The 21,631-nt window shown below is 41.2% G+C and carries 16 protein-coding genes, 3 pseudogenes and 1 CRISPR repeat array; of the genes and pseudogenes, 13 read left to right on the forward strand and 6 right to left on the reverse strand.

The genetic code is table 11. The features are described from left to right. Positions 1–137: 137 nt before the first annotated feature. Positions 138–641 (reverse strand): hypothetical protein, encoded by a 504-nt coding sequence (locus QL919_RS06795; RefSeq protein ID WP_290188807.1) that lies wholly within the window; start codon positions 639–641, stop codon positions 138–140. An 86-nt stretch (positions 642–727) separates the two neighbouring features. After that, entirely contained in the window at positions 728–4,246 is a 3,519-nt protein-coding gene (locus QL919_RS06800) for a TM0106 family RecB-like putative nuclease (protein WP_290188808.1), read from the reverse strand. An 896-nt stretch (positions 4,247–5,142) separates the two neighbouring features. Here QL919_RS06800 and QL919_RS06805 point away from each other — a divergent pair. From QL919_RS06805 to QL919_RS06815, 3 genes and pseudogenes are all read left to right on the forward strand, one after another. Beyond that, a pseudogene (locus QL919_RS06805) lies at positions 5,143–6,367 on the forward strand (IS3 family transposase). 160 nt (positions 6,368–6,527) lie between these two features. Continuing rightward, positions 6,528–9,281 (forward strand): leucine-rich repeat domain-containing protein, encoded by a 2,754-nt coding sequence (locus QL919_RS06810; protein ID WP_290188809.1) that lies wholly within the window; start codon positions 6,528–6,530, stop codon positions 9,279–9,281. Positions 9,282–9,589: 308 nt separating this feature from the next. Further along, the gene (locus tag QL919_RS06815) at positions 9,590–9,742 is read left to right on the forward strand and encodes a hypothetical protein (protein ID WP_290188810.1); all 153 of its coding nucleotides are present in this window, start codon (positions 9,590–9,592) and stop codon (positions 9,740–9,742) included. Positions 9,743–9,871: 129 nt separating this feature from the next. Here QL919_RS06815 and QL919_RS06820 read toward each other — a convergent pair. Continuing rightward, positions 9,872–10,982: pseudogene (locus QL919_RS06820) on the reverse strand (IS256 family transposase); the annotation flags it as partial. A 78-nt stretch (positions 10,983–11,060) separates the two neighbouring features. Between QL919_RS06820 and QL919_RS06825 the strand changes: the two are divergent. Further along, positions 11,061–11,512, forward strand: a pseudogene (locus QL919_RS06825) (transposase); the annotation flags it as partial. An 82-nt stretch (positions 11,513–11,594) separates the two neighbouring features. Here the strand turns inward: QL919_RS06825 and QL919_RS06830 are convergent. The 3 genes from QL919_RS06830 to QL919_RS06840 form a co-directional block, all read right to left on the reverse strand. Continuing rightward, complete coding sequence (locus QL919_RS06830; protein WP_290188811.1) at positions 11,595–11,858, reverse strand: type I restriction-modification system subunit M N-terminal domain-containing protein; 264 nt, start codon at positions 11,856–11,858, stop codon at positions 11,595–11,597. A 190-nt stretch (positions 11,859–12,048) separates the two neighbouring features. Continuing rightward, a complete protein-coding gene (locus QL919_RS06835) occupies positions 12,049–12,375 on the reverse strand; it encodes a S24 family peptidase (RefSeq protein WP_290188812.1) in 327 nt (108 codons plus the stop codon). Next, entirely contained in the window at positions 12,326–12,793 is a 468-nt protein-coding gene (locus QL919_RS06840) for a hypothetical protein (protein ID WP_290188813.1), read from the reverse strand. Before QL919_RS06840 ends, QL919_RS06835 begins: the two co-directional genes overlap by 50 nt. Positions 12,794–12,846: 53 nt before the next feature. Here QL919_RS06840 and csx16 point away from each other — a divergent pair, with 53 nt between their 5' ends. From csx16 to QL919_RS06885, 9 genes are all read left to right on the forward strand, one after another. Then, positions 12,847–13,140: a CRISPR-associated protein Csx16 gene (csx16, locus tag QL919_RS06845; RefSeq protein WP_290188814.1), complete on the forward strand. Its 294-nt coding sequence runs from the start codon at positions 12,847–12,849 to the stop codon at positions 13,138–13,140. 295 nt (positions 13,141–13,435) lie between these two features. Beyond that, positions 13,436–14,371: direct repeats of the CRISPR family, unit length 36 nt; unit sequence GTCTTAATCCCTTAGAAATCAGGGAACGTTTCAGAC. Between the two features lie 349 nt (positions 14,372–14,720). Then, positions 14,721–15,734: a CRISPR system precrRNA processing endoribonuclease RAMP protein Cas6 gene (gene cas6 / locus QL919_RS06850; RefSeq protein WP_290188815.1), complete on the forward strand. Its 1,014-nt coding sequence runs from the start codon at positions 14,721–14,723 to the stop codon at positions 15,732–15,734. Between the two features lie 107 nt (positions 15,735–15,841). Further along, a complete protein-coding gene (locus QL919_RS06855; RefSeq protein ID WP_290188816.1) occupies positions 15,842–16,651 on the forward strand; it encodes a hypothetical protein in 810 nt (269 codons plus the stop codon). Positions 16,652–16,698: 47 nt separating this feature from the next. Then, the gene (locus tag QL919_RS06860) at positions 16,699–17,160 is read left to right on the forward strand and encodes a hypothetical protein (RefSeq protein WP_290188817.1); all 462 of its coding nucleotides are present in this window, start codon (positions 16,699–16,701) and stop codon (positions 17,158–17,160) included. 57 nt (positions 17,161–17,217) lie between these two features. Further along, positions 17,218–17,733 carry a GreA/GreB family elongation factor gene (locus QL919_RS06865; RefSeq protein WP_290188818.1) on the forward strand — a complete coding sequence of 172 codons (516 nt, stop codon included), beginning with the start codon at positions 17,218–17,220 and terminating at the stop codon, positions 17,731–17,733. A gap of 77 nt (positions 17,734–17,810) precedes the next feature. Continuing rightward, on the forward strand, positions 17,811–18,500 hold the full coding sequence (locus QL919_RS06870; RefSeq protein WP_290188819.1) for a hypothetical protein: 690 nt from the start codon (positions 17,811–17,813) through the stop codon (positions 18,498–18,500). 72 nt (positions 18,501–18,572) lie between these two features. Further along, positions 18,573–19,778 carry a DUF1887 family CARF protein gene (locus QL919_RS06875; RefSeq protein WP_290188820.1) on the forward strand — a complete coding sequence of 402 codons (1,206 nt, stop codon included), beginning with the start codon at positions 18,573–18,575 and terminating at the stop codon, positions 19,776–19,778. 102 nt (positions 19,779–19,880) lie between these two features. After that, entirely contained in the window at positions 19,881–20,990 is a 1,110-nt protein-coding gene (csm6, locus tag QL919_RS06880) for a CRISPR-associated ring nuclease Csm6 (RefSeq protein ID WP_290188821.1), read from the forward strand. A 109-nt stretch (positions 20,991–21,099) separates the two neighbouring features. Then, positions 21,100–21,603, forward strand: a complete 504-nt coding sequence (locus QL919_RS06885) for a hypothetical protein (protein WP_290188822.1) — start codon at positions 21,100–21,102, stop codon at positions 21,601–21,603. The last annotated feature ends 28 nt before the right edge of the window (positions 21,604–21,631 follow it).

Here is a 21,631-nt window from a genome sequence, read left to right on the forward strand (position 1 = left end):
TTTTCTTTAGCTAATGAACCTGTACTAATAGAGCCACCCTATGATTGTATGTTTTTAAATCTCGAATGGCTATCTTTATATATTGAACTGGCGGGAAATTTTTCTATTGTAGTGATAACATTTAAAAAGTAGTGAATTTAACTAAAGATCCCTATATAAAATACATATAGCACTACAAGTATTACCGCAGCAATCAATAGCCATCTTAAAATTGTGAAAGCAATCTGAATAGCAGAGATGCAAACTGCAAAAGGTAGTAATATCAATGTTAGTAGTTTTCCAAATATACTCTTTTGACTCCATCCCTTCCTGTATACGTAATTCGTTAAACTTTCGATATATCCATCAATAAATCCAAAATCTGATGTATTACTATTTCCTCTATTACTATATCTGCTAGATTCCCTATCATTCGTTGCATCAGACTCAATAGTCCCTTGAGAGGCAGTAGAAATTGGAGTGCCTAAGATATTACCCCGATCATCGTAAGTATAAATAAGGGTACCGTTTTGAATGCTCACTGTAGAAGCGGTAAACCCTACTAACCTACCCCCTCTAGTAAAAATTGAAACTGGCAAATCTTGGCCTGTTTCATCATACAGGTAAACACTACTACCTCTCTGCACAGCATTAGCTATCATAAGCATGACTCCTGTATGTAGTTATCTTAAGATTTAAAATTCAATTTATCGTACTCTTTGAATAACTCAATATTTTAACTTAGTCATTAAACCACCCTATCTTTCATGAAACTCATTGCATTAAACAAATTTACTTTTCTAAGCTGCTCAACACTATTGACCGATACATTACCAAGATTAGAACTTGCTACTACGATAGCTAAGGTTTGTGCTCTAGAGATCGCGACATTAATACGGTTTTTATCCAGTAAGAAATCAATGCCGCGAGGCGATTCACTAGCATCACTACTACACATACTTAAAAATATAATAGGCGCTTCTTGACCTTGAAACCTATCAACACTACCAATCTTGGCTTGTTTGCCCAAGGCGATTTTTAACTTACTAACCTGATGATTATAGGGAGCGACAAACAAAATATCGTCCCAAGTTATGATTCGAGTTTCTGGCTCTCCAGTATCTTTAGTCGCACCAGTATGCAATAGACGCCCCAATAGCGATTCAGCTAATTGCTTAATCACTATCACCTCCTCATCAGAAGCCTGAGTATTACCTTCATGCTCTACAGGGATAAAGATGATTCCTGCCTCAGAGTTTAAATGCGCTTCTAGAGTTTGCTGATCAGTATTTTGAGTAGCTGCATCTACTGTTTGAAGAATTCGCTTATCATTGTCAAAGTGTGACTTGAGTTTACCTTCATAAATTAGCTGACTGATAACAGTATTTACTTTGCTATGCATACGATAAGTCGTATCTAAAAACACACCTCTATCTGCAGGTATTGTCGGTGTTTTATGGAGTAGATAATCTAATATAGATAACCCACTTTGAGCAGGATGGGTGCCTTGTGAAGGTTGACCTAACTGCATCTGATCACCCATTAATACTAAATTTTTAGCACTGCGACTCATAGCTACCAAATTTGCCGTTGAAACTTGCCCTGCCTCATCAATGAATAAATAGTCGAGCTGCCCAGTCATATCCTCCCGCGCAAACCCCCACGCAGTCGTCCCAATAACGCAGGATGACTCTATATGACCGATTAACTTACTATTGCTTGAGATAGTCACATCATAATCTGCAAGCTCATCATCAGTATCTTGTGTACAGATAAAAGCTGCTTTTATATTTTGGAGTTTGCAATATTTAGCAGTACTGAGTAATAAGTTATTGATCGCTTTATGACTGTTACTGGAGATGCCTATTCTTGCTCCTGATTTAAGCAGATGGGCGATGACATGTTTACCAGTGAAAGTCTTGCCAGCGCCAGGAGGGCCCTGTATAGGTAAGTAGCTATTATCTAGATTAACAATCGCTGTGATGATTTGCTCTAAGCGTGCATTAGGTTCATCACTATCGACAATATCACCGCCTGTATGATTTGATATTCTCGGCTTTGAACCCGTTAAAAAGTCTATAACGGCAGATTGTTGTTGTCTAAATAACCCTTGCTCGTACTCAGCAACCGTTCTAAAAAGGGCATCTGAGATTATACTTGTATCAATATATTCGTTTGGTATCAGTGATACTATCTTCGATGGTTCGTCTTTAGTTTTAACTACGATTATACCCTTATCTAAATCACTCTCCTCAGCAACAAAGCTAACCGTAGCATTTTTGCCATCTAATTTTTCAACTCCAAGCAAATAGAAGCTTTTCGCAGCGCCTTTAAATTCTTGCTCGACATCGAAACTATACTCATAGCTTAAGTTTCTAGCTTTGGGTTGAGACTTAAAGGGCGCTCTATCCGTGCGCTCACAAAGAGCAAGACAGTCTAAGTCGTCAAAAAGCTCTATCTCGTCTGAACCAAGGCGGTCAAAAAGCTTCCAAAACAATGGTTTAGACTCTCTTCGATGAAATTCTAACATCCATGCTAGATTCTCAGTGAGTTGTGCTTGTTTAGGGTTATCTAGTAACTCTGTTTCAGCTTGGTCTAATAGACGGTCACGCAATGCGGTAACCATGGTCACTTCTTCGGAGACTGCTGGCTCAATGACTTCAGTTTTACCAAGATACTCAATACGATGTATTGCTTGCTGCTCCCTTAACCATACTGTTAGCTCCTGCGTAGAATCGCAATCATCAATATTATAATCACGAATATCATTTAGAATCTTCGAGGTTTGCCAAGTATCTCCTTCTAGACCTTGCTCAAATAACTGTCGCCAGTGATCATAAACAACGATAGAATCACCGCCATTGCCTACCTCAGTGTTACGCTTGCTTCGATATAGACGCTCTACATTTTTGATAGAATATTTAGGCGCGCCTAATCGTAAACCGCCCTTCACCACTTTATACAAGTCTACAAACACTTCATTTCTTAAAAGTTGATCAACCTCATATTCACAAATGCCATAGCGACCCATAAGCTTTCGGCACGCGGCAATTTCATAATTGGCGTAGTGGTAGATATGCATACTTGGGTCTTGTTGCCATCTATCATATACCCAGTGAATAAACGCCTCAAAACACTGTTTTTCTTGTTCAGGATTGTGAGCCCAGAAATCTTTAAATTGACGATCACCCTGCTCATCAAAATAACTATTACCCCATAAATACTCTAAACCACCCTCATCAAGTGGAAACCCTTCAATATCGAAGAATACATCTAGTGCAGAGTGTGGCGGTAATACTGCTAGTCCTTTTTTCTCATCCTCTGTGTGAGGGAGTATTTCAAACTCTGGTATAGCGTTACCATTAGGCTCATCTGAATTTTTAGTTTTTAAATGGGTTTTGATTTGTATAGCAGCTTGATCTTTAATTTTAGCGAGAGATGTGGAATGAATACCATGCACTGATAACAAAGGCAGCTCTGCAAGCTGCTGCATAGTGTGAATACCTATTTTATTGAGTTTTTTAATTTGTGCTTTGGTAATGTTCGCCACTTGAAACAGATGATCTTTATCGAGCAAAATTTGTTCGGCATGGTTACTCCAATTACCCCAACTTTTCGAGTCAGCAGGATCTGGTTTTTGATCGGGATGAAAGCGAGAGTGCTCGACCAAAAAAGTATTTTTAAGAGATAGATAATAGTAATAAAAATCATGAGTCTTTAGTATTTGCTTCTCACCATTGCCAAGAGCAACGGTAATATTTTGAGGCAAGCAGCCTTGAATGGCCTCAAGCATTTGAGCGTAGCAACATAATTGGATTATAAATGTTGGCTTGACGTGACTAGCAAGCTTAGTGTCCCACACCTCATAATGCCAATCTCCGAGATTGCTTAAAGGTTGATCTGACTTGTGCTCCACTTTCACCAGAAAATCAGCATAGCCGGCGAACTCACTAAGCTCTAACCTTCCTTGTACAATGACTTCAGCACCTTGCTTCATTGCCGCTAAAGTTTTGGTATATTTATCCTTTTTGGTAATGCCCTCAATTTTGACTAAGCTCTTGCCTTCAGCTATGAACTGCGTCTCTAGCTTATCTTCATGCTCATAACCTTTTTGTTGCAACATCACCATAAGCTCGTCACTAGGATCTGGCTTAGGTGCTAACTCTGGATACTCTTGAGCGAGTCTATCCATCCATGATGCAAAAGGACTTTCCATGTATTTGGTTAGATCTGATGGTGAGTAAAACATACCCTCTTTTTTATACATTATTTGCCTTATATTTATGGCTCTATTAAAATCTTCTCTTAAATACGCCAATCTCAACTTATCGTAGGCTTTTGATTTTTATAGAATTTAAAATTCTAATTGTTTTAACTGAAATTTTAAAAACTAAGTAAACCAATACCTTAGAAAAATAAGTTGAGAGTGGGGTCTTAAATAGTCTTTTTTTCGTAGAATAAAAATTAATAATTATCTATCTAGGTATTAGCAGAATTTATTTTTCAATTCATATTAATATCTTACTTATCATTAATTATGTAAAACTAAATCCAAGAATAATAATTTTAATACCAACTGAGCAGTAACAATATTATTTACTTATCTTACATTTATCAACATATAAAGTAACTAAATTTTGTTCGACATAAATTGACTGGAAAAACAATGCTCGATGCTATAAACCTATCATCTCTTTAAGTAAATTAGTGCTACTATAAATAAGTTCACATGACTATATCTATTTGAATTCAAAGTTTTTACTACAAGGATGAGAACCATGCCAAATATTAACGTTAATGGAACTATGCTTGTTTATAGGGTGGTGTTCTAAAAAGTATGCTGGCGATAAAAGTCAATAAAAGATCTATGCTAAGTTATCTGATTCTATAGGGCTTTCAAGGCTTCAAAAATTGTTCAAATTTTAATCAGCATACTTTTTAACACACCACCGTTTATAGTGATCAAGGTCCGAAAGACGCACCAGTATTAGTGATGTGTCACTCCCTATTTTTTGATCAAACAATGTTCGCTCATCAAACAGAATACTTCTCTAAGACTATTAGAATTGTGAGCTATGATCTTCGAGACCAAGGACAATGAGCTATGCTGAAGAAACCGTAGAGGTAAACTTGGTAAACTAAGCGTATTAATCGGAGTTTATCATGACCAAGAAAGTAAGAACCTACAGTGACGAATTTAAAGCCGAGGCCGTCAAGAAGATAGCAGACAACAATGGCAATATTTCAGCGACTGCAAAGCAGCTTGGCATTGCCATGCAAACGTTCTCAAATTGGCATAACAAAGCCAATCAAGGAAAGCTTGTTGGCACAGAGCAATATGATCCTGATCTTATGAGTGCTCTTCAAGAAATAAAGCAGCTCAAGCGGCAGCTCAAAGTGGCTGAAGAGGAACGCGAAATACTAAATGAGGAGGGATAAAGCGAAGCACTGCTTCGCCCCGACGCAAGGGGAGAGCTATGCTCGAGTTGGCGACGGCGTACTTCGCGAGAAACAGTTAGTCAGGTACGCCTTTATCAAAGACAACCAGCAAGTCTTTAGCATTAGTAGCATGTGCCGCGTACTACAGGTTAAACCCTCAAGCTACTATGACTGGCTAAGTCGTGATCTCAGCTGTCAGCAGGTACATCGTAATCAGTGCGAGTTACTGGTTAAAGCGGCTCACAATGAAACGAAAGAACGTTATGGCGCAGATCGACTGCATGCTCATCTAAGCGAGCAAGGCCATAACATTAGCCTGTATATGGTAAGAAGCATCAAAGAGCAACACGGCATTAAATGTCGTCGTTATAAGCGCTTTAAAGTCACCACCGACTCCAATCACAACAAGCTGGTCTATCCAAACGTGCTCGATCAGAAGTTTGACACCAGTCGCCCTAACCAAGCATGGGTAAGCGACATCACCTATATCTGGACACATGAGGGCTGGTTGTATTTAGCGGGAGTCAAAGACTTATATACCAAAGAGCTGGTCGGCTATGCGATCAACAAACGCATGACCGCAGATTTGGTCTGTCGCGCATTGAACATGGCCATCAAGAATAAACGTCCAAGCAAAGGGCTAATCGTTCATTCAGACAGAGGCAGTCAGTATTGCAGTCACGCCTACCACAAGACCATTAAGCAGCATCAATTTATAGGCTCAATGAGCGGCAAAGGCAACTGTTTCGATAACGCTCCGATAGAAAGCTTCTAGGGCACTTTAAAGAACGAGCTGGTATATCATCAGGATTATAAGACTAGATTTGCAGCGATCAACGATATTATTAGATACATCGAGCTGTACTACAACCAGACGAGGATTCAAAAGGGTTTGGGCTATCAATCGCCAAGACAGGTGTGGTTTGATTATTATCGTCAGGCTGCGTAATTAAAATCTCCCAAGTTTATGTGTACGGATTTGACGGCAGGGGTCATACCATGTATGTTAACTGCTAGAAATAAGACAGTTAAAGTCTGAAAGCACTCAACATTGGATGAGTGCTTTCTATGCTGAAAATAACATAGACTATATAAAAGGTGATGAAATAATGACTAATAATAAAAACACTGAACCTTGGATGCAAGAGCTTTGGAACCTAGCTGATAAATTCCAAATATCTGATGATGTTATTCCTCGCGATGCAGTAGGTTTAGAACAACTAAATGAGTTAAAACTAGAACAACTAAATGAGTTAAAACTAGAAGATCTAGACTTAAAACTAGAAGATCTAGACGCTGAGGCCTTTGAACTAATTAAGTTAATCTCAAAATTACCCAATCTAAAAATCCTCGACTTAAGTTATTATGGAGGCGAATCTCTACCAGAGGAAATTGTTAATCTAACCTCTCTCGAACAGCTTAAAATACATGAGTCAGCATTAGAAAGGTTACCTGAGAATATCTCTAGACTTGAGAATCTTAAGTCCATAGACCTATTTGCGTGTGATGTGCTTCAAGATTTCCCAGATGATTTTTTTCAACTTACGCAGTTAGAGGAGCTACTACTTTATAGTACTGAGCTTTACTCAGATGAAATAGGTTCATTAAAGAAATTGAAAAAGCTATCTCTTTCAGGAGATCTATACGAAATTCCTGTCTGGATATTCGATTTAAAAGAACTTACTGAGCTGTGTTTAAATGAGGGAGCCCTATCAGAGATACCTTCAGAAATTGGTGAGCTCACAAAGTTAGAGTATTTAGACTTAGGAGTCAACGAACGTATAACTAAGCTACCTGAAAGCTTCGGTAATTTAACCAATCTAAAGCACCTCTCGCTAGATTGCTGTAGCTTACAAAGCCTCCCAGAAAGCTTTGTTAATTTAACCCAGTTAGAAGAGCTAGAGCTAGGTCCTAGTGATATGAATACCTTAGACCGTCTGTCTCATGGAGTCACTGAGTTTCTCACTCAACTGGGTGATACCGTTTCTGGTTGGGAAAAGAAAGAACCCGCCGAACCTTGGATGCTAGAGCTTTGGGATTGGGCTGATAAATCTAAGATATCCGAATATGATATTCCAAGAGATGTTGAGTTTCTACAGAACCCCTATGCAATTACCCTTGATAATTTAACTGCCAAGAAGTTATCTGAGTTCTGTAATAAGTTCGCACAACTAAAGAATTTGGATTTTCTTCATATATACTTAAAAGGCTCCTTAAGTAATATCCCTAATGGGATTGGTAACTTTAGCAATCTTAAATCACTAACTATCAGGGGTTTTGGACTAACGTCACTGCCTAAAACTATTGGTAACTTAGAGAACCTAACAAGCTTAGACATTAGTGGTAACCAGCTAACATCACTGCCTGAAACTATTGGCAACCTAGAAAATCTGACAGACTTAAGTATTGATGATAACCAGCTAACATCACTGCCTGATAGTATTGCTAACTTAGAAAACCTAACAAGCTTAGATATTAGTTTTAGCGAGCTAACATCACTGCCTGAAACTATTGGTAACTTTAGCAATCTTAAATCACTAACTATCAGGGGTTTTGGACTAACGTCACTGCCTGAAACTATTGGCAACCTAGAAAATCTTACAGACTTAAACATTAGTCGTAACCAGCTAACATCACTGCCTGATAGTATTGCTAACTTAGAAAACCTAACAAGCTTAGGCATTAGTGGTAACCAGCTAACATCACTACCTGAAACTATTGGCAACCTAGAAAATCTTACAGACTTAATCATTAGTGATAACCAGCTAACATCACTACCTGAAACTATTGGCAACCTAGAAAATCTTACAGACTTAATCATTAGTGATAACCAGCTAACATCACTACCTGAAACTATTGGCAACCTAGAAAATCTTACAGACTTAAACATTAGTGATAACCAGCTAACATCACTGCCTGAAACTATTGGCAACCTAGAAAATCTTACAGACTTAAACATTAGTCGTAACCAGCTAACATCACTGCCTGAAAGTATTGGTAACTTAAAAAAACTGACACGCTTAGAAACTTGGAATAACCAGCTAACATTATTACCTGAAACTATTGACAACCTAGAAAATCTTACATACTTAATCATTAGTGGTAACCAGCTAACATCACTGCCTGAAAGTATTGGTAATTTAGAAAACTTAACAACCTTAGACATTAGTGATAACCAGCTAACATCACTGCCTGAAAGCATCATCAATCTCACTGAATTATTCTATATTTCACTTTCAGGTAACGAGCTTAATAATTATTCCGATAAAGTTAAGGATTTTTTAATTCAACTGATTAATAACAATGCTCTTGATGATTGGCAACCTCAAGATTTTGTTAAAGAACAACCGACAGACAATATTATTGAGTCATATATTCACAGTGTACCTAATGAGGTAAAAGAAACTGTTAATTTAGATGACTTTGACCTTAGTGAACTAGAACAAGAAATTATAGACCGCTTAGATCAAATCATTGTTAATAATATTGCTCACTTTAGAGAGCAAGGTGATTTTAAAGTCAGGCCAGGCTATGGTTATGATAAGTTCTATTTAGACTGGGTTGATGGTTCGTATGATATGAGCCTTCAAAGCTTGATTCACTACATTATGTATGAAGACGGTATCTATAAAAAAGTACTGAATAAAAATCAGTATGCTCGTCTTCTCCATATAGTCAATGAACAACCTGAGTCAATTTTTAGTGCTGATGAATTAATTGATGAAAATTACAGTCAATTACAATATGACTTTTTAGACTATTTTTACTATACATCCATTAAGTTTGTATACGATAAATTAACAAGCCTTGATTTTGATGTCTCTGATGCTTTTTCTGAATACCTAGGAATAGACCCATATTAGGAATAGACCCATATGATGAGGATTATGACGAGGAAGATGATGAAGACTACGAATCAGAAACTGAAGATGACTCATCCAATATAGCTACTTATGACTCTTTTGAAATAACGGAACCTGCGCTGATTATTCGTATCAATCTAGAAGACTCAGACAATATTAGTGCGCAAGACCTGTACAACACTACTCGCAGTGCATGGAGAATTAATCTAGAGCGTGCGAATAACGTAGAGTATGTATTATCAGTTCACCAAGGTATTGTAAAAGAAGTCTATAAAGTATCTGGGTGGTATGATGCGGGAACTACTTTTATGCCAAAACGTGAAGACATTATAGGTTCTGGGCGCTATGAATTCGTTGGGACAGTAGCTGAAGATGCTATTAGAGATAAGTATCTGAATGCATCGGTTAAGCATTTGTTTAAAAAAGGAAATGCCCAGCCTGTCATGTACTTTAACTGCTAGGCTAGCAAATCCACTGTTTATACTCAAAAAAAGGAGATTTCTATGTCTAGTCTTTTTTCAAAAATTGCGGGCATCTTTGGCAAGTCAGAACCTAAAGAGAGCCCATCCCGAATTCTGTGTAACTGCCCTTTAGATTAAATGCTTACTGATACGATCATCAAACATAATCATAAAGCGATTAAGAGCAGACGTCCAGTTACGGATGGGCATCGACCACCTTGACGACGCCTGCTGAGTTGCTAGGTAGACTACCTTGAATGCTGCCTGATCAGACGGGAACACCTTACGCTTATTCACCGCTGTCCGAATCACGCTGTTTAAAGACTCAATAGCATTGGTGGTATAGATGGCTTTTCTGATATCTTTCGGATACTCAAAGAACACCGTTAAGCCCTCCCAGTTATTACGCCAAGACTTGATGACATGCGGGTACTCTGTGCCCCAAGTCTCATCAAAGTGCTCGAGATTGGCCTCTGCCATCTCAAGCGTATCAGCACCGTAGATGGCCTTTAAATCAGCTGCTACGGCCTTCTTGTCCGTCCAAGGTACGAACTTCATCGAATAGCGCACCATATGCACGATACACAGCTGAACCTGAGCGTTAGGGTAGACCGTATTGATGGCATCAGGGAAGCCTTTTAAACCATCGACACAGGCAATAAGAATATCTTGAACCCCGCGGTTTTGTAGCTCAGTGAGAACACCAAGCCAGAATTTAGCGCCCTCGTTCTCTGATAGCCACATACCAAGCAGCTCTTTTTTACCATCAAGTCCCACGCCTAGCGCCAGATAGATCGCCTTGTTGATGATCTGCTTGTCCTGACGAACTTTGACGACAATGCAGTCTAAGTAGACGATAGGATAGACGCTGCTCAGTGGCCGGTTCTGCCAAGCGGTGATGTCATCCAAGATGTTGTCAGTGACTCTGGAAACCAAGCTGCTTGAGATGTCGACGTCGTAGATGTCCTTGATGGTTTCGACAATCTCAGTAGTGGTTTGACCTTTGGCGTATGAGCGAGGATCAGCAAGTGTCTGGGAGACACTTGCCCGAAGCGCAAGACGTAAGGCTATGCCTGTAGTGAAATATGATTTTGTCATCAAGACCTGAAATACGGGTTTGATGCTTACTGACAAGTACAGGCTCAAAGCTACTGTCGCGGTCTCTGGGGGTGGAGATCTCAAGCTCGCCTGTGTCGCTACGGACTCTCTTTTTAGTGTACCCATTGCGCTTATTAGGCCTGTCTGGGTAATCACCCCAAAAAATAATAACACTTAAAAGTAGAAACTAACTGCTAAAATACCAGCAGGAGATTTCGACATGAAAAAATCAAGATTTACCGACACCCAGATAGTTAATATACTCAAACAAGCAGAACAAGGCGTGCCTGTCAGTGACATACTGCGTGAGCACAATATAAGTCAGAGCACCTTCTACAAATGGCGGAGTAAATACGGCGGCATGGATGCCTCACTGATTACCCGTCTTAAAGAATTAGAAGCTGAGAACGCTCGCTTAAAGAAAATGTACGCTGAAGAACGGTTAAAATCAGATATCCTACAGGATGCCATGTCAAAAAAGTGGTAGCGCCCTCTAGGCGCAAAGAGCTAGCTCAGCATTACATCAAAGCCAGAGGTATTAGCATCCGTTTAGCCTGTCTGATCTTTAATATCAGCATAACCTGCTATTACTATCAGCCAAAGACAGCGGATGAGAATGAGCAGATAGCTAAGCTATTGACTGACTTAACAAGCAGTCATAAAAATTGGGGTTTGTTGTTCAGCCATGCCCTAATTCCCTATTCTACTCTTCTTAAACTGCTCAGCCTGGTCGAATATCTCTGTATATACCTTATCACGATCGATCTTCTGCCAAATAAAACACGTTCTCTTTGATGTATGCCTGCACTACGTCAATGCACTTCTCTTGGCCTGCATCTATCAGCTCATGCTTGCGCTTCTTGAAAATATCACTGATAAACTCTAAGAAGATAAGACGTGAGACGATGTGCTTATATTCTAATGACTGAACGCTACCACGTAGCTTATTGGCTACATCCCATAAGGATTCTTCAAAGCGCACTTCTTTTTTATCACTCTTTTTGGTTGTTTTTGCCATGCTTTAGGGTCTCTATATTTTGATACGTAATTATGCAACGAATGAATAATTAGCCGTACAAGAGATGAATTTACTTAGTGGTAACAATTCTAGCGGTATTATGCGTTTAAGCAAGCTTATCTACCAACTAATTTTCGGGGTACTGCGTTGTTTGGGATGGGTTATGAAAACTTTCTTATACCTATTACCCTCACCTCTTAAACCGCCTAACACTACTCACCACCACCCCAAACAGCTCAAGCGATCCTTTCACCACGATATCTGCATAGTTCTCATTATGAGCTCGTAAGATAATATGCTCACCGAGTATCAGCTGCTTGGCGGTAAAGCCGTCATCGACTAGTGCAATCACGATATCTTTATTTTTAGCGCTTAATGAGCGATCCACAATCAAGATATCATTAGGATAGATACCCATATCGATCATGCTATCGCCTTCGACTTCTACCAAGTAGGTTGTCGTTGGGCTATGAATAAGTAGTGTACTGCTCGACGATACTTTTGAGCTTACGCCCATAACTATCAAGATCAGTCATCGCAGTAGGATAATCAGCTAAGTATAAAAAGGCTTCATCGATAGAATAGACTTCAACGGTAGGACACAGCTTTTCAAGGGTACTCATGACTCTGTGAGACATATCAGCATAGAGGGTGTAGTTAGAACTAAAGACGGTAACGTTGTTCTGCGCACAGAAGTCTTTAACCTTAAAGTATGGCACACCCATCTTGATACCGAGCTGCTTTGCCTCGCTTGATCGCACCACCACACAGCCGTCGTTGTTAGAGAGCACTACTACCGCCTTATCTCTTAGATCAGGGCGAAAGAGCTTCTCACAGTTGGCATAAAAGCTGTTGCAGTCGATGAGCGCATACATGGTTATCTCAGTAAAGGTATCTACAAGCTTGTCAAAACCTTTAGACCGCTTGAAATGCACTATAATCGCTATTAGTTGGTTTTTATAACATCATTTATTAGATAGGAGCGGTTATGAGTATCTATTTGGTCAGTCGTCATAAAGGTGCAGTGGATTGGATGAACCACATGGGGCATCTGTATGATACCCACTTAACGCATCTGACTGATTATCAGGCGCTGTCGGCTGGTGATACCATCATCGGGTCATTGCCGATCAATATCGTCGCTGATCTCAATGAGTTAGGTGTGAGTTATCAGCATCTAAGCCTATACATCCCAGAGCATTTGCGCGGGATGGAGCTGACAGCTGCGCAGCTATCCGCACTTGATGCTAAGCTTGAGCCGTACGAGGTCAAGCGGATTTAGATAACACTGTGCTGCGACTGCCGCCCTGTCAATAACACCAGATGAACCATAAACCAAAAAAGCCACCTAGCTAGGTGGCTTTTTTGGTTTATGGCTTGGTAATAAGTATATGATAAACACCTGAGAAGCAATCAGTCTTTCAAAAACCTTCAAGCCATTCTAACCAAGTTAATCAAGTTTGCAAAAATATAAATCCTCTTGCACTCGATTGAGTCAGTGTTTCGTTATTTCCTTCAGAGAATCCTATTTAAAGGATTCTCTCTTGCGAGACTAAAAAAGCAGTGCTTTTTCTTAACGTCTCTCACCTTAGAAATCAGGGAACGTTTCAGACTACTAACAACGCCATTAAAAGCGTCCGCAATGCGTCTTAATCCCTTAGAAATCAGGGAACGTTTCAGACTAACAAGAAACGTCCTGACGGTTACGCCAACCTGTCTTAATCCCTTAGAAATCAGGGAACGTTTCAGACGTCCTTAGTCGACTTAGGTACACCAAAGGCTTTAGTCTTAATCCCTTAGAAATCAGGGAACGTTTCAGACATTTACATCTGAGGTAATTTTGAAATCAACTTTGTCTTAATCCCTTAGAAATCAGGGAACGTTTCAGACCTAGGTGACTTAGTAGATAGTACGTTAGTAGACGTCTTAATCCCTTAGAAATCAGGGAACGTTTCAGACTGATTCAAGGCAAACTGTCTGCTCAGATAATCTGTCTTAATCCCTTAGAAATCAGGGAACGTTTCAGACCGTTGATTCTCAAGATGGCGGAGGAAAATCCAGAGTCTTAATCCCTTAGAAATCAGGGAACGTTTCAGACGGCTCGTTCTCTAAGAAATCGCAAGCGTGAGATCGGTCTTAATCCCTTAGAAATCAGGGAACGTTTCAGACAGAGCGCATTAACGTCAAGGCTGAGCTCAATGGTCTTAATCCCTTAGAAATCAGGGAACGTTTCAGACCTTCCATTTAGACACCCTCATATCACCGTAGCTGTCTTAATCCCTTAGAAATCAGGGAACGTTTCAGACGGTCAGTTCCGTATAAATGTGGAAACGCATAACAGTCTTAATCCCTTAGAAATCAGGGAACGTTTCAGACGAAGCTTTAGTTCGTCTTTACAGAGAAGATTCTGTCTTAATCCCTTAGAAATCAGGGAACGTTTCAGACCTTTGGATGTGCCTACGTGATCACCGTGGTGGGTCTTAATCCCTTAGAAATCAGGGAACGTTTCAGACTGCACAAGCTTTTTTATTATCAATAAAATCAACAACTTACTGCTATTATTTTAACCGACAATTGTTGGCTTAAAAGTTGTTGTTTTTTTAACCAATTTTTAAGAGCAAATTGCTCAAAAAACAACCAATTATACGTCTGATACATTAAATAGTGACCACTACCTTCATCAGATAATGTCTGAAACCGTCCCTGATATCAGGGAGCAGCGCACCTTTAAGCACGCTACTGGTCTATCATAATAGATAGCGTACGCTTAAGCAACAAGATGCACGCTATTTTTTAGTCGTACATTTTGCTTTGGGCTTGTTATGATAACGTCATTGTTATAAATGCTATATTGGAGTATGTATGTCTCAGTTTGAGCGCAGTATTATTAGCATAGCCAACCTCGTCACGTTGCACTTTGATGTGCAGCAAGTGGATGGCTTACGTATACCTGAATATTCAGGGTCTATGCTGCGCGGAGCATTTGGTACGGCGCTACGCAGGCTAACTTGTGTCACTGACCTGCCAGCTTGCAGAGACTGTCCACTCAAGGTGCATTGCCGTTTTCCACGTATTTTTGAGAGGCCGGCGCTTATGCCAGCGAGCGTGCAAGCAGTCAATCCTTATGTGCTTCATACCCCGCCACCATCCACCTATCACAGTGGGGATGTTTGGCATTTTAAGATGAGTATTATGGGCGATGCCATTGGTGATAGTACGCTGATTATTCGAGCATGGCAGCAGGCACTAGCGCAAGGCTTGGGTGTGCGTGCGCCTTTTCAGCGGGCACGCTTATTATACGTGCGCCTGGGTGAAACCTTACTCTTTGATCATAGCGACATTGACAACAGTGACAAGAACAGCGGCAAAATCAAAGCACTACCCGTGACGCACTCACAGATAGACTGTCACCCATCTGGCACGCCAGCATCAGTAGATCAGCTTGATTTACAGTTTTTGACACCATTTCGTCATCAACAAAAAGGACACATTGTCAATCAGGCACAAGTGCTAGATACTGTGACATTTTTGGCATCTTTATACAACCGTATCCGCCTGTGTCAGCGGCATCATAGTCCTGATATTCCGTGGCGTATCGGTTATGAGGATTATCATGCGTTCAAAGCAGATATTTTACAGCTTGATATGACAGCCGATGTACGCCCCGCCAATATCTCTCGGCGCTCCAGTCGTCAGCAGCGCAAAATTCATCTACACGCAATGATTGGCTGTATTCATCTGTCCGACCCCGATCGTAGTGGCGCACTAGAGCGCTTATTGCCTGCACTAAGACTGGGCGAGCAGCTTCATATTGGTAAAAGCACCACTCTTGGACTTGGACAATATAAGATAATGGCTTATACGCCAAACGCTTAATCCTAGCCTCCATCACCACTCCTTAGCCACAAGCTTGTGGGTTTGAACACTCCCCTCTCATATACGGTTTAATAGTCCCACATCACAGGGCAGCTATTAGGACGTTTATGATATCGATGATTGGTGACGCATCTCACAATGCAACAGCACGTGCCAGCATTCAGCTTGAACATATTCATAAGCAACTGCAGCACTGCTTTGATGCGCCCCAATTTACTCGTGCGCACTCGAGTCATGTGGCCATACCACGTGAGGCACTGACCCCTCTTGCCGATACTCTGAGCACACATTGCCATGCCGATAGCATACATGCGCTACTACGTGATGTCGTCGGCAGTCCAAAACTGCTCGATAAGATTGCCGCACGTTCTTATTATCATGGCAATGGCTTTTTAAAAGTCGTGCTGCTCGATCGTGGCTATAAGCTACGCTTGCATATTTGGTTCAAGGGCAGCGCCTGCGAAGAAAACATCCATAGCCATCGCTGGGCATTTGCATCCCACGTGCTAACAGGCGCACTAAAAAGCGAGCTGTGGACGGATGCGGCAAACGATGACACCCCTACCCTTACAGCTAACGAGTATCGCTATACCGCAGAGCATACTCAGCACAAAAATATCGTTAAAGCGACCAAACAGCTGATTGGGCACACCGCTCTTCTCAAGCAGCAAGATATCACCCAGCACGCTGGCACAAGTTATGTAATGACGCAAGATCAGCTGCACCGTATCAACCACCCTGGTCAAGAGTTGGTTGCTACGATCATCTGCACTGCGCCAACTGCGGTACTGACCAATCGCTTGTTTCCCAACACAGACATGCCAAAGCTACATCCGGCTAAGCTGAATACGACTGAGCTCAAGCAGGCGTTACTGCGCTATCTGGCACAGACGCACACCATGCCGCAGGCCGCATAGCATAACTATCGACTGTCTATCCAGACACCACTTTTGTTAGGAGTATTATGAGCCAGCCATCAATAGTATTGCCACAGCACCTTATCATTCAGCTGCAGCGTGATAAGCGTATCAAGCCTGTCAGCCAAACACATGATCTGCGCCTACAAGAAACCCTGAGCTTACGCAGGCTACGTGCAGCCCGATCGCTTATAGATCCTCGTTCTGTCTATATTAACGCTTATGACCGGCTGTTTCGGCACATTAGCTTGACACTGCTGTCTCATCACTATGCCTTAAGCGATCATCAACCGCACCAAACGCTGCGCAGCATTGCAAGCTTATATAAAAAACCCTCACACGTCAGTCAAATGATTGCGCTGCGCCATCGGCTAAAAAAGACTGATGATGAGGTCGATAGTGCTCATTATCATTCGTGCTTACAGACATTGTCCTCACTATTAGCGATTTATGACCCTATCGACTCGCAAGCTTGTCAAAAAAAGCAGACCGCTCGGCGAGCGCTATAGTATAACCCTCAACGACATAACACCTTTGTACTTATCATCATGCATATTGGAGAGATTATGACCCAGTCAAACACTGTTTATATGACCGACACCGGCTTTGATAACCTAAAAGCACTTTTAGCTCGTAAAAAGCAAGAATACGCAGACGTGCGTGACCATCGCCAAGTCGCATTTGAGCTATCAGGTGATGGTTGGCATGACAATCCTGAATTTAACCGTCAGCAGCAGCTTGAAGCCAACCTTAATCACACCGTAAAAGCGCTTACAGAACGCCTGCAATTTGCTCGTCCGGTGCGCATTGACCCAAACAAGCGTCCGACTACTCATGTGGCGATTGGGTCGTTGGTCGATATCATCCGCTGGAATCTAAATTTAGCAGATGACGACGGGATACGTGAGACTTGGGAGATTGTCGGATTTGATGAGACAGATATTGAGATAGGAAAAATCGGTTATAACGCGCCACTGGCTAAAGCAATCATAGGTTTGCAAGCTGGCGATATATCAGACGAGCTGATATTGGGTAATCAGACGTGGGAGATTGAAGTGGTAGCACTACATGCACATACCTAGCGTCATACACCCTATACATCAAAGCTATGGATGACCAGCCAATACGACCCGTCAGCATAAAAAAATCAGGAGTACGTATGTATATTGCTATCGAAGGACTCAAAGGTACGGGTAAAAGCACGCTCATGCAGACACTGCTGCCGTTACTGCAAGAGCAACTGGCAGCCTGTGACATCCAAACACTGTCACCGACTACGCCTATACCAGATCATCCGCTGGAAGCGCATTTTTTTGCGCGTCAAGATGATGATAACTACCTTCAGGAGTTATATGCTAAGCGTTCGAATCATCACGCCAGCAATATAGATTGGAATGCTGATCTGATCATTAGTGATCGCAGCTTGTTTACCAGCCTAGCCGTTCGTTGGCACCACTCAGAGAATAAGATGCTATCAGCGCTGCAGCACTATCAAGAGATACGAGTGCTTGAGTCTGTTATTCCGCTGCCCGACATCACCATACAGCTTGATGCGCCAGATGACATACTAATGTCGCGCTATAAGACGCGAACACGTATCTATGGAAAACAAGAAGAGACGCTTGCTGCAATTAGTACTTTACGGCGTAATTATAAGCAAATGTACGCTTGGCTAGCTAGCCATCAAGCACAAACTGTTACTGACAAGCCTATTGAGCTCTATCAATACGACACAGCCTATCATACGCCTGAACAAACTTGTGACCATATCCTAAATGATATAGGACAACACTTGTCTCATATTGTTAGTGAAAAAGCACATAAAAACTCGTATAGTCTTAGCGCATAACAGACTCATCTATCAACTGGATCCCTCTAGCACATTTATTTGCTACTTTTTGACACCTTTAGGAGTATTTTTATGAAAACTTTATTTGTCTCAGCCACTGCTCAAACCGAAGCCAACTATTACCTGATTTGGCATTTTTTTAAACAAAGTAATACTGACATAAAAAAAATCGTCATTATCAGTACCGATTTTACTCGTGAAAAAGGCTATGTGGACAATTTGACCAGTGTTTTAAACGCCCTTCAAGTTGGCTCTGAGAACTCCTCTGTCACCATAGAAGAGCTGCCTCTAAAAAACGGTATCGAGGAAAACAACGTCGAGGCTATCAAAGATGTCCTGCTACAGTGGATTGCACACAACAAAGCCTCGCAGATCATCTTTAATATCACAGGTGGTACCAAGCTTATGAGTATTGCTCAAGATCAGATTGCACAAATTAGCAGCCGCTACGATTGTGTGTATCAAAGCCGAGGTAGCAATCAGCTGGTCTGGTACAACCGCCCGCCTGGTAAGCAATGCTACGATTTAGTACTGCCCGAAAACCTCGAAGCACGCCTTAAAGGGCGCGGCTATCAAACTGTCAGTGCTGAGACTTCGTTTTTGGACTTGCCAGCCCAGCAGTATCACTATATTCAGCAGATGTATAAATATCTAGATATCAATATCGATAAAGCCAAAGACTTAGTGTTTTTGCTCAATGCTCTGACGGCTAAGGTGATGAATGAGCCTGAGCATAGCTTTCCACAGACAATTGAAGTGCGCGATGGCTATAGATTAAAAAAGTGTATCACTTGGTTAAAACTACTGACAAAGCTACCACAGCCTTACTTTAGCTATGATAGCGAAGCTGCCACGATTACTTGGGAGAATAAGGAAGCGGTAGAATTCGTTGGGGGTAAATGGTTTGAGGTACTGACTGGTTTGCTTATTGTGCAGCATTATCTTGCTCAAAAGCAGCAGGTTGACGTACAAATTGGCTTACAGTTCAAAAAAACCAGTGATGGCAACGAAGTGGATGTCGCCTATATTAATTCAAGCTATCTGCATCTGTTTGAATGTAAGACCGTAAATTGGGAGCGCCAAGACAACCCAACGACCAAGGTCAATGCCGACTTACGTAAATTTGACTCTGTTGGTCAAGTGGGCGGACTTAATACGCATAAATACTTTGTCAGTTTGTTTGACATCTCAGATCAGTCTCTCGCTGTCGCCAAGGATACAGGTATAAGAGTCATTATGGGTAAGCAGTTACAAGACTTTGGTCGCTACATCGCCTAATCGCTATCAATCTCACAAGCTTGTGAATAAGCCAAAATCGTCATAAGCTCTGCTACACTTTAACCCATTAAATCGCTGTTAAATTTAACAAAAGGAATGCTTATGTCACGCAATATTTTATTTTTGGTTACTGGTATGACCCCGCAAATCATTACCGAAACCATTTGGGCGCTTGCTTGTGACGATAGTGCCGAAGAAAACTGGGTGCCTGATGAAGTGCATGTTTTGAGTACCCAAGATGGACTCAACCAAATTCGTAAACGCTTGTTTGAAGATGGTGTGTTTACGCAGTTTAAGCGTGACTACCCTATCCTAGAACAGGTTGACTTTGATCCTGCCACTCATCTACATGTGATTACTGATCAAAATGGTAAGCCTTTGATGGATCTCAAAACGCCTGAAGACAATGAGAGATCAGCCGATATTATTTGTGAGATGGTCAAGTCTTTTACTAGTATCGATGACACCAGTGTGCACGTCTCCATCGCTGGCGGTCGCAAGACTATGGGCTTTTATGCAGGCTATGCCTTATCTCTGTATGGACGTGCACAGGACAGTATGTCTCACGTTTTAGTACAGTCAGAGTTTGAGAAAGCAGTCAACTTCTTTTATCCCACTCCTAAGGAGCACTTGGTTTCTGATCGTGATTCAACAGTCGTCGGAAACGCCCAAGAAGCACAAGTTTGGCTGGCAAAAATCCCATTTGTAAGAATGCATGAAGCCATACTACCCAAGCATCAATTGAGAAAAGAAGACAGCTTTAGCGAAGTGGTACAAAAAATCAACGAGTCTTATGAGGATGTGAGCTTGGAGCTAAATACCTTTAGCCGCAAAGCCGTCGTCAACGGCAAGTTTATTATAGATGATCTGCCTCCACGCGAGTGGGCGCTACTAAACTGGTTTGCTGATAGACGCAAAGATAGTAAAGGTGGCATTGTTGCACCTACTAAGAATGCTGACGAAAAATATATCAAGCAGTTGTCTGAAGAATACATAGAATATTATTACGACCATAAAAACGATGAAAATATTATGGTTAGTGTTGATAAAAACTTTTTTGACGGTGCAAAATCAAGATTGCAAACTGCTTTAAAGGAGGCTTTGGGTATAGAGCTCGCGGCTAAGCTTGATATCACATCTGATGCTGGCAAAGGCTCGCCCTTTCAACTTCGTATAGCACCAGACGCTATCACCATTAATGAGATGTCTTAAGAGAATCAAGAAGTAAAGCACAAGCTTGCCGTCTCAGTTTTTTAGGCTAAAACACGATATATTTAATGTCATCAGCTACCCAATATTAAATACCTGAGGAGAAGATCCCATGGCTCTACCTGCTATCGTTGTTAGTCATACTGTTGCTGTCGCCGCTTTAAAAGAAGGCCTAAGCTTGTGCCAATCAATCATAAGTTATCGTATAGCAACACAACAAATTGAGTTACAACGCGCCCATATGCATAGTAAGGCCAATGCTTTTATGCAGCAACTTGAAAATGAATATAACTCTAGTATTGCTAGGCTAAATACCATTGCTCATGCACATAAAATCACGCTTGATGGTATAAAGACCTCTAATGAGGAGGTCGTCAATATGATTGAAAGGGGTCAATTAGAGCTTGATAAGTATTTAAGTGTTGTTGTCTCTCCTGATGTTTCAGATGATATTAAGCAAAGCATGATGACTGTGATTTCTCAACTGTCACAGCAAAACATGCAATTAGCAAATAGTCACATCCAGAACTCACGAGCGCCTATTGATGCTTTAGTTATAGTAATAGATGAGCTTCGTAATGACAACCAACCGCGCACTTTTACTGACGTCAGCTAATATCGTCTGTAAGGTTGATTGATAACGT

The sequence above is a fragment of the Psychrobacter sp. APC 3426 genome (genome assembly GCF_030408035.1).
Classification (GTDB): Bacteria; Pseudomonadota; Gammaproteobacteria; order Pseudomonadales; family Moraxellaceae; genus Psychrobacter.

Excerpts from the sequence above, each read along its gene's own strand:
- QL919_RS06885 (WP_290188822.1), top strand. The coding sequence starts at position 21,100 with ATGGCTCTACCTGCTATCGTTGTTAGTCATACTGTTGCTGTCGCCGCT.
- csm6 (WP_290188821.1), top strand. The coding sequence starts at position 19,881 with ATGTCACGCAATATTTTATTTTTGGTTACTGGTATGACCCCGCAAATC.
- csx16 (WP_290188814.1), top strand. The coding sequence starts at position 12,847 with ATGAGTATCTATTTGGTCAGTCGTCATAAAGGTGCAGTGGATTGGATG.
- QL919_RS06810 (WP_290188809.1), top strand. The coding sequence starts at position 6,528 with ATGACTAATAATAAAAACACTGAACCTTGGATGCAAGAGCTTTGGAAC.
- QL919_RS06800 (WP_290188808.1), bottom strand. The coding sequence starts at position 4,246 with ATGTATAAAAAAGAGGGTATGTTTTACTCACCATCAGATCTAACCAAA.
- QL919_RS06830 (WP_290188811.1), bottom strand. The coding sequence starts at position 11,858 with ATGGCAAAAACAACCAAAAAGAGTGATAAAAAAGAAGTGCGCTTTGAA.
- QL919_RS06795 (WP_290188807.1), bottom strand. The coding sequence starts at position 641 with ATGATAGCTAATGCTGTGCAGAGAGGTAGTAGTGTTTACCTGTATGAT.
- QL919_RS06860 (WP_290188817.1), top strand. The coding sequence starts at position 16,699 with ATGAGCCAGCCATCAATAGTATTGCCACAGCACCTTATCATTCAGCTG.
- QL919_RS06865 (WP_290188818.1), top strand. The coding sequence starts at position 17,218 with ATGACCCAGTCAAACACTGTTTATATGACCGACACCGGCTTTGATAAC.
- QL919_RS06855 (WP_290188816.1), top strand. The coding sequence starts at position 15,842 with ATGATATCGATGATTGGTGACGCATCTCACAATGCAACAGCACGTGCC.
- QL919_RS06815 (WP_290188810.1), top strand. The coding sequence starts at position 9,590 with ATGCCAAAACGTGAAGACATTATAGGTTCTGGGCGCTATGAATTCGTT.
- QL919_RS06870 (WP_290188819.1), top strand. The coding sequence starts at position 17,811 with ATGTATATTGCTATCGAAGGACTCAAAGGTACGGGTAAAAGCACGCTC.
- QL919_RS06875 (WP_290188820.1), top strand. The coding sequence starts at position 18,573 with ATGAAAACTTTATTTGTCTCAGCCACTGCTCAAACCGAAGCCAACTAT.
- QL919_RS06835 (WP_290188812.1), bottom strand. The coding sequence starts at position 12,375 with ATGGGCGTAAGCTCAAAAGTATCGTCGAGCAGTACACTACTTATTCAT.
- cas6 (WP_290188815.1), top strand. The coding sequence starts at position 14,721 with ATGTCTCAGTTTGAGCGCAGTATTATTAGCATAGCCAACCTCGTCACG.